This window comes from Aquabacterium soli, from assembly GCF_003933735.1.
In the GTDB taxonomy this organism is placed as follows: domain Bacteria; phylum Pseudomonadota; class Gammaproteobacteria; order Burkholderiales; family Burkholderiaceae_C; genus Aquabacterium; species Aquabacterium soli.
Map to the genome: position 1 here is coordinate 92,849 of NZ_RSED01000018.1, position 14,055 is coordinate 106,903.

At 66.0% G+C, this 14,055-nt stretch carries 12 protein-coding genes and 1 pseudogene; 7 read left to right on the plus strand and 6 right to left on the minus strand.

Going from position 1 to position 14,055, the window contains the following annotated elements; translation table 11 throughout:
* Positions 1-7 precede the first annotated feature (7 nt).
* The 5 genes from EIP75_RS18900 to EIP75_RS18920 all read right to left on the minus strand — a co-directional run bounded on the left by EIP75_RS18900 (position 8) and on the right by EIP75_RS18920 (position 6,076).
* On the minus strand, positions 8-1,153 hold the full coding sequence (locus EIP75_RS18900) for an efflux RND transporter periplasmic adaptor subunit (protein WP_125244841.1): 1,146 nt from the start codon (positions 1,151-1,153) through the stop codon (positions 8-10).
* On the minus strand, positions 1,153-1,791 hold the full coding sequence (locus EIP75_RS18905; RefSeq protein ID WP_125244842.1) for a DUF4198 domain-containing protein: 639 nt from the start codon (positions 1,789-1,791) through the stop codon (positions 1,153-1,155). Before EIP75_RS18905 ends, EIP75_RS18900 begins: the two co-directional genes overlap by 1 nt.
* Before the next feature lie 133 nt (positions 1,792-1,924).
* Positions 1,925-4,447 (minus strand): TonB-dependent siderophore receptor, encoded by a 2,523-nt coding sequence (locus EIP75_RS18910; protein WP_125244843.1) that lies wholly within the window; start codon positions 4,445-4,447, stop codon positions 1,925-1,927.
* Positions 4,448-4,565: 118 nt separating this feature from the next.
* Positions 4,566-5,573: a FecR domain-containing protein gene (locus EIP75_RS18915; RefSeq protein WP_125244844.1), complete on the minus strand. Its 1,008-nt coding sequence runs from the start codon at positions 5,571-5,573 to the stop codon at positions 4,566-4,568.
* Positions 5,574-5,575: 2 nt separating this feature from the next.
* Positions 5,576-6,076 (minus strand): sigma-70 family RNA polymerase sigma factor, encoded by a 501-nt coding sequence (locus EIP75_RS18920; RefSeq protein WP_125244845.1) that lies wholly within the window; start codon positions 6,074-6,076, stop codon positions 5,576-5,578.
* A 215-nt stretch (positions 6,077-6,291) separates the two neighbouring features.
* Here EIP75_RS18920 and EIP75_RS18925 point away from each other — a divergent pair, with 215 nt between their 5' ends.
* On the plus strand, positions 6,292-7,425 hold the full coding sequence (locus EIP75_RS18925) for a J domain-containing protein (RefSeq protein WP_125244846.1): 1,134 nt from the start codon (positions 6,292-6,294) through the stop codon (positions 7,423-7,425).
* A gap of 9 nt (positions 7,426-7,434) precedes the next feature.
* On the opposite strand, the gene EIP75_RS18930 is transcribed toward EIP75_RS18925, so the two are convergent.
* Complete coding sequence (locus EIP75_RS18930; protein ID WP_420797179.1) at positions 7,435-8,358, minus strand: YicC/YloC family endoribonuclease; 924 nt, start codon at positions 8,356-8,358, stop codon at positions 7,435-7,437.
* Positions 8,359-8,403: 45 nt separating this feature from the next.
* Between EIP75_RS18930 and EIP75_RS18935 the strand changes: the two genes are divergently transcribed.
* From EIP75_RS18935 to EIP75_RS18960, 6 genes and pseudogenes are all read left to right on the plus strand, one after another.
* Positions 8,404-9,372 (plus strand): serine/threonine protein kinase, encoded by a 969-nt coding sequence (locus EIP75_RS18935; RefSeq protein WP_125244848.1) that lies wholly within the window; start codon positions 8,404-8,406, stop codon positions 9,370-9,372.
* A complete protein-coding gene (locus EIP75_RS18940) occupies positions 9,369-10,304 on the plus strand; it encodes a PP2C family protein-serine/threonine phosphatase (protein WP_125244849.1) in 936 nt (311 codons plus the stop codon). The genes EIP75_RS18935 and EIP75_RS18940 overlap by 4 nt, the downstream gene beginning before the upstream one ends.
* 96 nt (positions 10,305-10,400) lie before the next feature.
* Positions 10,401-11,138, plus strand: coding sequence for a ribonuclease PH (rph, locus tag EIP75_RS18945; RefSeq protein ID WP_125244850.1), 738 nt, complete (start codon positions 10,401-10,403; stop codon positions 11,136-11,138).
* 31 nt (positions 11,139-11,169) lie between these two features.
* Positions 11,170-11,811: an RdgB/HAM1 family non-canonical purine NTP pyrophosphatase gene (gene rdgB, locus EIP75_RS18950; RefSeq protein ID WP_125244851.1), complete on the plus strand. Its 642-nt coding sequence runs from the start codon at positions 11,170-11,172 to the stop codon at positions 11,809-11,811.
* Positions 11,808-13,112, plus strand: a complete 1,305-nt coding sequence (gene hemW, locus EIP75_RS18955) for a radical SAM family heme chaperone HemW (protein WP_338014944.1) — start codon at positions 11,808-11,810, stop codon at positions 13,110-13,112. The genes rdgB and hemW overlap by 4 nt, the downstream gene beginning before the upstream one ends.
* A gap of 112 nt (positions 13,113-13,224) precedes the next feature.
* Positions 13,225-14,055 (plus strand): annotated as a pseudogene (locus tag EIP75_RS18960) (hypothetical protein); the annotation flags it as partial.

Consider the following 14,055-nt stretch of genomic DNA (forward strand, 5'->3'; position numbering starts at 1 on the left):
GGGTGCGTCAGCTGCCTTGCAGGATCACGGGCTTGCCGTCCCTGAGACGGTCCAGACCTTCGAGCACCACCTTGTCGCCCGCGGCCAGGCCCTGGCTCACCGCCACGCGTTCGCCCGAGACGGGGCCCAGCGTCACCGGGCGCACCTTCGCCTTGCCATCCTGGATCACGTAGACATAGTCGCCCTTGGAGCCATGCTGCACGGCGTCGGACACGATGGTCACGGCCTTGGACAGCTGGCGCACCTGCAGGCGCACGTTGACGAACTGGTTCGGGAACAGGCCGTCATCCGCGTTGTCGAAACGGGCCTTGAGCTTGAGCGTGCCGGTGGGCGTGTCGATCTGGTTGTCCAGCGTGTTGAGCCGGCCAATGGCCAGCTTGTGGGCCTCGCCGCGGTCCCACACCTCGACCACCAGGGGCTTGCCGGCGGTGTGGGCCTCGCGCACGGCAGCCACCTGCGCATCAGGCAGGTTGAAGCTCACGTTGATGGGGCGCGTCTGCGTGATGGTGGTCAGCGCCTGGCCATTGCCGGTATCTGCAGCGACCAGGTTGCCCGCATCCAGCTGGCGCAGGCCGATGCGGCCGGCGATGGGCGCCACGATGCGTGTGTACGACAGCTGCAGCGTGGCCTCGTCCACCTGGGCCTGGTCGGACTGGCGCGTGCCGCGCAGCTGGTTGACCAGGGCGCGCTGGCGGTCCACCAGCTGGCGCGCGATCGAGTCCTTCTCGAACAGGCCCTGGTAGGTGGCCAGTTCTTCTTCGGCGTTCTTGAGCTGGGCCAGGTTCTGCGCCTGCTGGCCCTGTGCCTGGGCCAGCTTGACGCGCAGGGGCTCGGGGTCGATCTCGGCCAGCAACTGGCCGGCCTGCACCTGCTGGCCTTCCTGGAAATGCACACGGGCCAGTTGGCCGGCCACGCGTGGGCGCACCGTCACCGTGTTGTACGGCGTGACGGTGCCCACGGCCTTGACCCACAGGTCCATGTCCTCTTGCGTGGCCGAGATCACCCGCACCGGCACGGGGCCGGCCCAGACATTGATGTCGGCAACAGGCGCAGCCTGCCCACGCCAGACGAAGAAATACAGCGCGCCGGCGACCACGGCCAGCGCGATCAGCGCCAGGCGGGCGGCCGGCCGCTTGCGGGCCGGCAGGGTCATCAGGGCACCAGGAAGGTCAGCGTGGAGACATGGCGGGTCTGGGTGTAGGGCTTGCCTTCCCACTGTCCACCGGCTTCCTTGTCGAGGTGGCCGACCTCGACCACGTACTGGCCGGGCCAGGGCGTGGTGATGGTGACGCGGCCTTCCTTGTCGGTGTGGAAGGTCTTGCTCCACTTGGGCGGGCCGAAAACCACCACGTCCTTGGACGGCACCGGCTTGCCATTGAGCAGCAGCGTGAAGCTGTTGCTGTTGGCCGCCGTGGGCACCAGCTCCAGCGCGTGGCGGGCGGCGGTCTCGGTGCGGCCGCTCTTGGGTTGGTAAAGGCTCAGCACGCCCTTGTCGTTGAGGTAACCGGTGACCAGGCGGGCATCGCCCGTGGCGGGGCCCTTGAGGGTGAGGTGGTCGTTGGCACGGGTGACGCTGACGGACTTCTCGTCGGCCGCCACGCCACGCGGCGCGGTCAGCAGCTTGAGGTAGCCGGATTCGGTCTCGCGCACGTCGTCGGCCCATTCGCCGAAGTAGGCCTTGGATTCGCCGGGAGTGGCAGATGGTTCCAGCCACACGAAGTGGGCCTGGGCGGAGGCAGAGATCAGGGCGGCGGCCAGCAGCAGCGGCTTGAATGCAGAGAAACGCGTCATGGTGGTTCCTTGGTCCTTGGTCCTTGGTGCGAAAGTGCAAAGCGGCCCCTCGTGGGGCCGCCGAATCTCAGGATTTCTCAAGAATGATTCTTATTTGAATTATGAATCAACAATGAACACTCGCTGTCCGAAATCAGAATTGATATTTGACGGTGAGGTTCACATTGCGCGGCGCGCCGTAGTACGTGGACGAGGTTGATGTGTAGTAGGTCTTGTTGAACGCGTTGCCCAGGTTCACGCTGGCCGAGAGCTTGTCGCTGAAGGGGTAGCGGGCCATCAGGTCCACCACGGCGTAGGCGGGCTGGGTGAAGCGCTGGTTCCGGCTCGGGCCCACCCGGTCCGTGTAGGCATCGCCCATGTAGACCACGCCGCCACCCAGGGTCAGGCCACGCCCAACGTGGGACAACCGATAGCTGGAAAACAGCTTGAACTGCTGCTGCGGCACGTTGGTCACCAACGCATCGCCTTCGCGGTCACGCGACTTTGAGAACGTGTAGCCCGCCGAGAGTTGCCAACCACGGGCCAGCTCACCGGACACCTCAGCCTCATAGCCCCGGGTCACGGTGCCGGGCACCGCCATGTAGGGCTGGTTGCCATTTTCCAGGGGGGGCGCCGTCGGATTTTCCACTGCAAAGTTGTCCTGGCGGATTTCGAACACCGCCAGGCTCACATTCAATCGCTCCTTGAAGAAGGAGGCCTTCGTGCCCACCTCGTAGGCCTTGCCCTTGAGGGGATCCAGGTACTCCGTCTCAGACACCATGTTGTCCTGCGGCTTGAAGATGCCTGTGTAGCTGCCATACACCGACCACTGAGGCATCACATCGACCACCAGGCCGGCGTAGGGCACCAGCTTGCCCTTCTCGCTTTGGCTGATCGGTGTTGACGCCGAGCCGTCGTAGTTCTTGTCCCGTGTGCTTCGCTCCCAGTCGGTGATACGCGCGCCCAGGATGACGGCCAGACCGTCCGCCGGCTTGAGCCTCACGGTCGAATACCAGCCAGCCTGACGTTCGCTGAAGTGCGTCATGCTCGAAGCAACGAACGGGGCAATCGCTGCTGTGCTCCCATCCCAGTCGAACACGTTGGGGACCGCATTGGCCAGCACACGCCACGAGCCATAGCCTGGCGCGTCATAGGTGGTACGCGACACGTTGTAGCCCGCCACCAGCTCATGCTTGCGTCCAAACAGCTCAAAGGGTCCGGAGGCATAGAGATCCAGGGCCCGTTGCGTCGGGGCAGAGTTCCACTTGTTGCCATACACGCCCAGGCCGGCACCCGTGACCCGGTCAGGCGCCTGGTAGATGGCATAGCCGATCACGTCATCGTATTCACGGCGTGACTGGTTGAAGTTTGCGCGCACGGCCCAGCCCGAATCGAACTGATGGTCCAGCGACACGAAGAACTGCTTCTGCGTCTGGCGAGAGTAGGCCCAGTTGGTCGCGCTGCTCGATGAGCGGGAGAAGTGGGTCGGCGTGCCATCGCTGAAGAACAGTGGCAGACCACTTCGCGCCCCTTCGTCAGCATCATGCTGTTGATACTCCAGGCCACCCGACAGCTTGGTGTTGCGCCCGAGATCGGCCTCCACGATGCCGTAGAACAGGCGCTTTTCTTCCTTCAGACGATCGACCCACGACTCGTTTTCCTGGAGAGCCACGGCCACTCGGCCACGCACACTGCCGCTGTCATTGAACGGGATCGAGATGTCGGCCTCGACACGGCGCTTGTCCCAGGAGCCGACGGTGCCCGTCACCGAGGCCTGAAAGTCTGCAAAGGGGCGCTTGCGCACCAAGTTGATCGTGGCGGCCGGTGAACCGACGCCATTAGTTAGGCCGTTGGCACCGCGGATCACCTCCACGCGATCGTAGGCGATCATGTCGGCGGTCTGGGTCAGCCAGTTGCTCAACTGGGGCACCCCATCGATCTGGTAGTTGTCCACCTCGAAACCCCGCGAGTACACGGCGTTGTTGTCCGTGCCCTGGCTGCCGACCTGCACGAAGGTCAGGCCCGTGGTCTGACGGAAGATGTCATCCATCTGTGTGATGCCTTGGTCTTCCATGCGCTGCTTGGTGATCACGGTCACCGACTGCGGCGTCTCACGCAAGGTCATGCCCAGCTTGGTGGCGGACGTCACCGGCGCTATGCTGGTGTACGAGCCCGTGCCTTCGCTTTCTGCGGTGCGGCGGCTGCGCACCGTCACGCCGGGCAAGGCACCAGCAGCATCCGCCGCCGAGCTTTGGATTGAGCCCTTGCGCAGCACATAGCTGCCCGGCCCACGCGATTGCGCCTCCAGACCCGTGCCCTGCAGCAGCAGAGAGAAGCCACCCCACACCGTGTGCTCACCTTGCAGGCCAGCCGATTGCAGACCCTGCACCTGTGAAGGCTCAAACGACAGCATCACGCCCGAGCTGGCGGCAAAGGCAGTCAGTGCCTTGTCCAGCGAGCCGGCTGCAATGCTGTAGTGGCGACTCTCCCCCACCGATTGGGCGTGCGCTTGCCCAGGCAGCATCGGCAATACGGCCGGGACCAGCAGCGCAGCACCCAGCACGGAGCGCAGTACGGCCTCCGACACGCCGCGCAACGGCGAAGGGCACAAGGCCGGAGAAGGGTTGGCGGCGCGCACTGAAGTGCGACGCAGACGCGAAGAGCGCTGCGAGGTCATGGGGGAAATCCTTTCGTGGCGGATGCGGTGGTGATGACTGAAAACGAGGCGGTCACACCGCCCTTACTTGGTGGGCCGAACAAGCCTCGAAAAAAGCAACCCCGCGCCAGAAAATAGTTCAGGCAGCCGATACCCGCGTCCACCACCGCCCCAGCCGCTGTACACGCACAGACAGCGAACCTGTCAGGTTGTGCAGCACAGCCTCGGGCTGGTCCAGGCGGAAAACGCCCGACACCTTGAGCGCTGCCACGGCGCTGTCACAAGTCAGCACACCTGGCGTGTAGCGCCCCAGTTCACGCAGGAACTCGTCCAGCCGCCAATCCAGCGCCACCAGCATGCCGCGGGACCACGCGTCTTCATAGGCCGAGGCGGCTTGAAGCGCCCCGACCTTGTCCGCTGACAGCAGCAACTGCTGGCCCGCCTCGACCTTCACGGCCTGGCTCGATGCCTGGGCCGGCTGTGCGAGCACCGCGTGCTCCAGCACGGTCAGCCGGGTGACCCCATCCATCTGCCGCACGATGAAGCGCGTGCCCAGCGCCGTGAGCCGCCCCTGGCGCGTCTGCACGACGAAAGGCCTGACCATGCCCCCTGGATCAGGATGCGTCGTAACCAGGATCTCGCCTTCGTGAAGGCGCAACAGGCGCGTCTGCACATCAAAGGCCACATCCACGGCACTGCCCGTGTTGAGCTCCAGCATCGAGCCATCGGCCAGACGGTAGCTGCGTCGCTCGCCTGTGCCCGTGCGGCAGGCGGCGCCCCATACCTGCCAGGGCGCCTGCTCGAACACCTTCCAGCCCGCGGCACCCAGCGCACCCGTGCCCAGCACCACCCCAAGCGTCTTGAACGCCCCCCGCCGGCTGGTCATGCCAGCCGCCCGGGCCTTCAGCGTCGGCACCGCGATGTCGACCGGTACACGGCCCATGCGGGCCTGCAGCCTGCGCACCCGCTCCCAGGCACGGCGATGGGCTGGCGCCTCATCAAGCCAGTGCTGCCAGGATCGCGCCTGCGAAGAAGCGGCTTCGGCAGTCTCATCGCCTTGCAGGCGGACATACCAGCGCGCGGCCTCTTCCAGCACGGCACGGTCGATCGGGCCGCTGTCCGTGGCTTGGGTTGCAGGAGGCGGCATGCTCAGTCGTCCACCAAGGCCAGGCAATGCGCCATCGCCTTGACCATGTGGTTCTTCACCGTGGTGACGGAAACACCTATGCGCTGGCCGATCTCGGCATAGCCCAGGCCTTCGAGCTGCGCCATCAGGAAGATGTCGCGCGAGCGGGCGCCCAGGCCATCGAGCATGCGATCGATCTGGGTGAGCGTCTCCAGCATGATGGCGCGCTCTTCCAGCGACAAGGACAGGCTGTCGGCGCGGCAGGCCAGCGCATCCAGGAAGGCTCGCTCCAGCGCCTGACGCCTGTACCAGTCCACCACCAGCCCGCGGGCGATGGTGCTCAAGTAGTCACGCGGTTGGCGGATGTCCTGCGCGTTGGCACCCTTGAGCACCCGCATGAAGGTGTCCTGCGCCAGATCGGCGGCGTCAAAGCCATTGCCCACCTTGCCGCGCAGCCAGCTTTTCAGCCAACCATGGTGGTTGACATACAAGGCTTCGAACGATGAGGAGGTGGAGGCGGACATGCGGGCGACGCAGGCATGGCTGCGCCGCGCTGGGTCAGTCGCTGACGGTTGCGCTGAGCAGCCACCCCTAGATAATGCGAATCATTATCAATTTTAAACCACTTCAGGCAGGCCTATTGTTCATGGTGCATCACTATTTCTGGCAGTGAAGCCACGTGCGGCTTCATGGCGAGGTGGCCGCTATCATGACCACGCCTCTCGCGCCGCCCCTTCCCATGACCACCCAACTCGCCATCACCCCCACGCCGGAGCAGCCCCTGACCCCGGCGCAGAAGAAGTTCAATCAGTTGCTCAAGAAGATTGAACAGGCCCGGGCCGAGCTGCAGGCGTGGGACGAGAACACTCCGATCTTCGCCCAAGGGCATGCCCAACAGGTTCGACCGCTGCAGCAAGAGGTGGACGGCTGCCGGCACACCCTGGTGCTGCGGCTGGACGCCATGCTGGCCAGCCCCAAGGGTTGGACGAAGAAGGAACGCGCCACGATGCGTGAGGTGCTGTGCCACCTGGCCGCCGACCTGATCGACAGCGAATTCATCGATGCCACGCAGGCGGCCGAGCTCAAGGCCCTGTACGACACCCACGCCGAGGTCGATTTCGCGACAGAGCAGGCCCAGTCCATCGAGGAGATGAAGGCCGCCCTGCAGGACATGACGGGGCTGGACCTGGGCGATGACACCTTCGAATCCCCCGAAGAGCTGTTGCAGCACATGCGGGCACGCCTGCAGGACGAAGCCAGAGCTGACCCCAATTTCGCCCTGCCCGATGAAGACGACAGCCCTGCCTCTGAGCGCCCGCGCCCCACGGCCGCCCAGCGCCGCCGAGAGCAGGAAGCGCAGGAGGCCTCGCAATCCGTGCGCGAGGTCTACCGCAAGCTGGCCAGCGCCCTGCACCCGGACCGCGCCAGCGACGATGCCGACCGTGAGCGGCGCACCGCGCTCATGCAGCGGGCCAACCAGGCCTACGAACGCGAGGATCTGCTGACCCTGTTCTCCATCCAGCTGGAGATCGAACAGGTCGATGTGGCCCAGCTGGCGCGCGCCACTTCAGAGCGGGCACGCCAGTTCAACCTCTTGCTGAGCGAACAGCTCCAGCAATTGCAGGACGAACTGGCCATGCGCGCCGAAGCGCTGCGCATGGCCTACCGGCTGCCCCAGCGGGCGCGCCTCAAGCCCAACAAGCTGACCGTGATGCTGACGCAGGAGATGCGTCACTGGCATGCCGTGGCGCAAAGCGCCAGGCTGGACCTGCGGTGGCTGGACACGCCAGCCATGGCCAAGCATTGGCTGAGGCAGCAGGCCAGGGAACTCAGGGCCATGGAAGACGACATGCTGTTCGACTTTCCGTATTGAGGCCCGAGCTCACTCGATGTTCTGCACCTGCTCGCGCATCTGCTCGATCAGCACCTTCATGCCCACCGAGATCTGCGTCAGCTCCAGCGCCGCAGCCTTAGAGCCCAGGGTATTGGCCTCGCGGTGCAGCTCCTGGATCAGGAAATCCAGCCGCTTGCCGGCCTCGCCGCCCTTCTTGAGTAGGCGCTCGATCTCATCGAGGTGGGCCTTGAGCCGTTGCAGCTCTTCGTCCACGTCAATGCGCAGGGCATAGGCCGCCGCCTCTCCCAGCGCACGCTCCTGCGCCGCCTCGGGCGTGACCGAACCGCCCACGGCCTGCAGCGCCTCCTGGTACTTCTGCAGGAAGCGCTCCTGCTGGCGCTGCACGGCCTGCGGGATCAGCGGGCCGGCCTGGGCGGCCAGCTCACGCAGTTGCCCCAGCTTGTCCAGCAGCACCGCCACCATGCGCGCGCCCTCGACCGCGCGGGCCTCTTTCATGGCCTCCACGCAGCGGCGCACCGCATCCAGCGCCACCTCGTCGAGCTTCACGGCCGGCGCGGTGCCACGGCACCAGTTCAACACCTCGTTCACGCTCAGCCCGGCGGCATTGGGCAGCCAGTTCTGAACCGTGCTTTCCAACCGGGCCAGGGTGTGCAACTGCTCGGTCTGAGGTTGCGGCCACACGTTGTCGGCCACGCGCTGCGGTTGCAGGCGCAGCTCCATCTTGCCGCGCTTGAACGCGGCGGTGAGCAGATCCCGGAAGGCGGGCTCCAGCGCCCGGAACTCGTCCGGCACCTTGAAGCTGAGGTCCAGGAAACGGCTGTTGACGGAGCGCAGTTCGGCCCCGACACCGCCTTCGGCGGATTTGCGTGCAACGGCCGGCGCACCGGCGTCCTCGGTGTTTTCACCGACGTGGTCTGCCACCGACGCCACGGCACTGGCATAGCCGGTCATACTGTAGACTGACATGGCACCTTTCACAGCAGACAAAACCTGATTATGTCAAAGCCTAAACCCGCTCCGTTGCCTTCGGGCACCGTCGTGGGAGGCTACACGGTTGTGCGCAAGCTCGCCGCCGGTGGTTTTGGTGTGGTGTACCTCTCCGAAGACCCCGACAAGCGCCTGGTGGCCCTGAAGGAGTACCTGCCCGCATCGCTGGCCGAGCGCGCGCCTGGCGAGCTGATCCCGCGCGTCAAGCCCGACAAGCAGCCGCTGTACCGTCTGGGCCTCAAAAGCTTCTTCGAAGAAGGCCGGTCTCTCGCGCAGATCTCGCACCCCAGCGTGGTCTCGGTGCTCAACTTCTTCCGCGAGAACGAAACCGTCTACATGGTGATGAACTACCTGCAGGGCGACACCCTGCAGGACTTCATCGTCACCGCACGTGATCTCAAGCGCGACAAGGTGTTCCGCGAGTCCACCATCCGCAGCCTCTTCGACGAGATCCTGCGCGGCCTGCGCATCGTGCACCAGCACAAGATGCTGCACCTGGACATCAAGCCGGCCAACATCTTCATCACCAACGACAACAAGGCCGTTCTGCTGGATTTCGGCGCCGCCCGCGAGGTGCTTTCAAAAGAAGGCAATTTCATCCGCCCGATGTACACGCCGGGCTTCGCCGCGCCCGAGATGTACCGCCGCGATGGGTCCCTCGGCCCCTGGACCGACATTTATGCGATCGGAGCGTGCATTTATGCATGCATGCAGGGCTATCCGCCCAATGATGCACCGCAGCGTTTGGAAAAGGACCGTTTAAGCTTGTCTCTCTCGCGACTGCGCAATGTCTATTCTGACAACCTGTTGGAAGTGACGGAATGGTGCATGTCGCTGGACCCGCTGGCTCGCCCGCAAAGTGTTTTTGCATTGCAGAAAGAACTGGCCCGCGAGACCGAGCGCCGCTACACCAAACTTAGTTTTTCCGAACGCGTCAAGCTTCAGCTTGAGAATCTGAAATCGGGCACGAAGGCATGAGGTTCTCTGTCTACCAGGTCAGCCGCAAGGGCGGCCGTGAAAAGAATGAAGACCGCATGGGCTACTGCTACACGCGGGAGTCCGGCCTGTTCGCGCTCGCCGACGGCATGGGTGGCCACCCCGAAGGCGAAGTCGCTTCGCAATTGGCCCTGCAGACCATCGCCGCGCTTTTCCAGCGCGATGCGCGCCCTGCCCTGGCCGATCCGATCCGCTTCCTGCAGGACGCCATCATGGCGGGCCACCACCAGCTGCTGCGCTACGCCAGCGAGAAGGGCCTGATCGACACGCCGCGCACCACCATCGTGGCCTGCATCCTCCAGGGCGACACGGCCTACTGGGCGCACTGCGGCGATTCCCGCCTGTACATGGTCCGTGGCGAAAAGCTCATCGCCCGCACGCGCGATCACTCCTACGCCGAACTGCAGGACACGCTCTCCACCGTGGTGCCCATGGTCGAGCGCTACAACCGCAACGTGCTCTTCACCTGCCTGGGCAGCCCCGGCAAGCCCGTGGTCGACACCGCCGGCCCGCTGCTGCTGCAAGAGGGCGACCGCCTGCTGCTGTGCTCCGACGGCCTGTGGGGCACGGTCGAAGACGACGTCATCACCCGCCACATGGCCACGCGCGCGATCTCCGATGCCGTGCCCGAGCTGGTCGAAGAAGCCCTGCGCAATGGCGGCCCCAAGTGCGACAACGTCACGGTGCTCGCCATGGAATGGGAATCGGCCGCCAATGAAGAGCCGTCCAGCATCTCAACCGAGGCCCTGGGCGATGAAGTCTTCGCCTCCACCATCCAGGCCAGCGTGGGCGGCGCCGGCCCCGGCGACACCGTCGAGCCCGACGACCTGGACGAGGCCGAGATCGAGCGCTCCATCCGCGAGATCAACGAAGCCATCCGCCGCTCTTCGCAGGCCGCCTCCAAGAAGACCTGAGCGCAGCCACCATCAGGCGGCTGGCGCCCACCCCCTATGATCCGGTCCTCGCGACCGGATTTTGTTTTTCCTTCCCCAGCTTTTTCTGAGATCACCATGGCCTACCAACGCACGCAAGCCCGAGCCGCCGACGCACTGCGCCCGCTCACCATCACCCGCGGCTACACCAAGCACGCCGAGGGCTCCGTGCTGATCGCCTTCGGCGACACCAAGGTGCTGTGCACCGCCTCCGTTGAAGAGCGCGTGCCACCGCACAAGCGCGGCAGCGGCGAAGGCTGGGTCACGGCCGAGTACGGCATGCTACCCCGCTCCACCCACACCCGCAGCGACCGCGAGGCCGCCCGCGGCAAGCAGAGCGGCCGCACGCAGGAGATCCAGCGCCTGATCGGCCGCTCGCTGCGCGCCGTGTTCGACCTGAGCAAGCTGGGCGAGCGCACCATCCACCTCGACTGCGACGTGATCCAGGCCGACGGCGGCACCCGCACGGCCGCCATCACCGGTGCCTACGTGGCCGCCATGGACGCCGTGAACTGGCTGCTGGCCCAGGGCAAGATCACCGCCAGCCCGGTCACGGACAGCATCGCCGCCATCAGCGTCGGCATCGTCCAGGGCACGCCCCTGCTCGACCTGGAATACACCGAAGATTCGGCCTGCGACACCGACATGAACGTCGTGATGACCGGTGCCGGCCACTTCGTCGAGGTGCAGGGCACGGCCGAAGGCGCAGCCTTCACGCGCACCGAGATGGACCAACTGCTGGCCCTGGCCGACAAGGGCATCCGCGAACTGGTACAACGCCAGAAAGAGGCGCTGGCACAGACGCTGGCCGCCTGATCTCCGCTTCATCCCGCCCCGAGGACCCGACATGACGCCCCACCTGCGCCTGATCCTGGCTTCCAACAACGCCAAGAAGCTGCGCGAACTGCAGCCGTTGCTGGGGCCGCTGGGGCTGGACCTGATCAACCAGGGCGCCCTGGGCATCCCCGAGGCGGAAGAGCCGCACATCACCTTCGTGGAGAACGCGCTGGCCAAGGCGCGCCACGCGGCACAGGTGGGTGGCGGCGCCGCCATCGCGGATGACTCCGGCCTGTGCGTGCGTGCCCTGGGTGGCCTGCCCGGCGTGCGCTCTGCGCGCTATGCGCAGGATGCCGGCCGCCACCCTGCCGGCGTGCCCCGAGAAGCGGCCGACCACGCCAACAACGCGCTGCTGCTGGAGACCATGCAGGGCAAGGCCGAGCGCCACGCGCATTTCACCTGCCTGCTGGTGGCCGTGCGCCATGCCGAGGATCCGGAGCCGCTGATCGCCGAAGGCCACTGGGCCGGGCAGTTGGTTGAATCAGGCCGCGGCACCGAAGGCTTCGGCTACGACCCGCTGCTGTGGCTGCCCGACCATGGCTGCACCGCCGCCGAGATGAGCGCCGAACAGAAGAACGCCATCAGCCACCGCGCCATCGCCTGCCGACGCATGCGCGAGCTGATGGCCCTGCATTGGGGCCTGCGCGCGTGATCACCTTGTCCCGGCCCGGCCACTTGGCCGCGCTGCCGCCGTTGTCGCTGTACGTGCATTTGCCGTGGTGTCTGCAGAAGTGCCCCTATTGCGACTTCAACTCGCATGAGTTCGCCCCCAAGACGCCTGCGGCGTCGGCCCCCCAAGGGGGCGCGTCCGGCTTGGGGCGGCCCGGCGCCGGACCTTTCGCCCTCAAAACGCCTGAGGCGTCGGCCCTGCCCGAATCCCGCTACATCGACGCGCTGATCGCCGATCTGGAATCGAGCCTGCCCTTGATCTGGGGTCGGCGCGTGCACACCATCTTCATCGGTGGCGGCACGCCCAGCCTGTTCTCACCTGCCGGCATCGACCGCCTGCTGGCCGACATCCGTGCGCGCCTGCCGCTGGAAGCCGGCTGCGAGATCACGCTGGAGGCCAACCCCGGCACCTTCGAGAAGGACCGCTTCAAGGGCTTCCGTGACGCAGGCGTCAACCGCCTGTCCATCGGCGTGCAGAGCTTCGACGATGCCAAGCTCAAGGCCCTGGGCCGCGTGCACAACAGCGACCAGGCCCGCGCCGCCATCGAAGAAGCCCGCAGCGCCTTCGACACCTTCAACATCGACCTGATGTACGCGCTGCCCGGCCAGAACCTGGCGCAATTGCAGACCGATGTGCAGCAGGCCCTGGCCTTCAAGCCGCCGCACCTGTCGCTCTACCACCTCACGCTCGAGCCCAACACCCGCTTCGCCACGCAGCCGCCACGCGACCTGCCCGACGAGGACACGGCCTTCGACATGCTCGACCACCTGATCGAGGCCACCGAAGCCGCCGGCCTGCGCCGCTACGAGGTGTCGGCCTTTGCCCAGCCCGGCCACCAGTGCCAGCACAACCTGAACTACTGGCAGTTCGGCGACTACCTGGGCATCGGCGCGGGCGCGCATGGCAAGCTCAGCTTCCCCGAGCGCATCGTGCGCCAGGTGCGCTGGCGCGAGCCGGCCACCTACATGGACAAGGCCCTGCAAGGCCAGGCGCTGTCCAATGAGCACGACATCCCGCTGGATGCGCGCCCCTTCGAGTACATGCTCAACAGCCTGCGTCTGCGGGACGGCTTCGAGCTGGCCCGCTTTGCCGAGCGCACCGGCCTCACGCTGGCCGCGATCCAGCGCCCGCTGGCCGAGGCCGAGGCCAAGGGCCTGCTCGAGCGCGACCTGCAGCGCGCGTGGCCCACCACACGCGGCCTGGATTTCCTGAGCGATCTGCAGGCCATGTTCCTGCCGGCGGAGGCCTCGCAGCGCAACACGCTGCACGTGCCGCACAACTGACCGGCAGGGCCGTCGGGCTAACCCGGCCCTCAAGCACGGGACACCCCTGGTTTACCTTAACGTCAAGCACACCGCGGGCGGCCACCATGTCGAAAACTCTTTCTGACATCCCATGCTGTCCCGTCGTCGTTTCCTGGGCTACTCGGCCCTGCAATGGGCCGCCAGCGCCGGCCTGAGCGCCCTGCCCGCCTTGGGGCTCGCCACCGCGACCGGTGCGCGCACCTTCAACACCCCCGCCAGCCGCCCGGCCACCCCGCTGGCCACCCTGGGCCGCGTGCCCAACGTCGTGGTCGGCACGGGCTACGGCAGCGCCGTCACCGCGCTGCGCCTGGCCGAAGCAGGCCACCGCGTGGTGATGCTGGAGATGGGCCGCCTGTGGACCGAGCCCGCCAGCGATGGCGGCATCTTCACGAGCACCCTCTCGCCCGATGGCCGTGCCATGTGGTTCAAGGACCGCACCGAAGCGCCGCTCAAGACCTTCCTGGGCCTGGACATCATCAACCGCAAGATCCCGCAGTACGCGGGCGTGCTGGACCGGGTCAACTACGACGAGATGTCCGTCTACGTCGGGCGCGGAGTGGGCGGCGGCTCACTGGTCAATGGCGGCATGGCCGTCACACCGCGTCGCGATTACTTCCAGCACATGCTGCCCGGCGTCGATGCCGCGGAGATGTACGCCAAGTGGTTCCCGCTGGCCAACCGCATGCTGGGCGTCAACAGCATCGACCCCGACTGGTTCGAAAAAGCCAACTGCTATCGCTACGCCCGCGTCTCACGCGACCATGCCCACCAGAGCGGCTTGAAGACGGTGTTCGTTCCCAGCGTGTACGACTTCAAGTACATGGCGCAGGAGGAGCTGAAGAAGGTGCCCCGCTCGGCCCTGGCGCAAGAGGTGATCTACGGCAACAACCAAGGCAAGCTCAGCCTGGACAAGACCTACCTG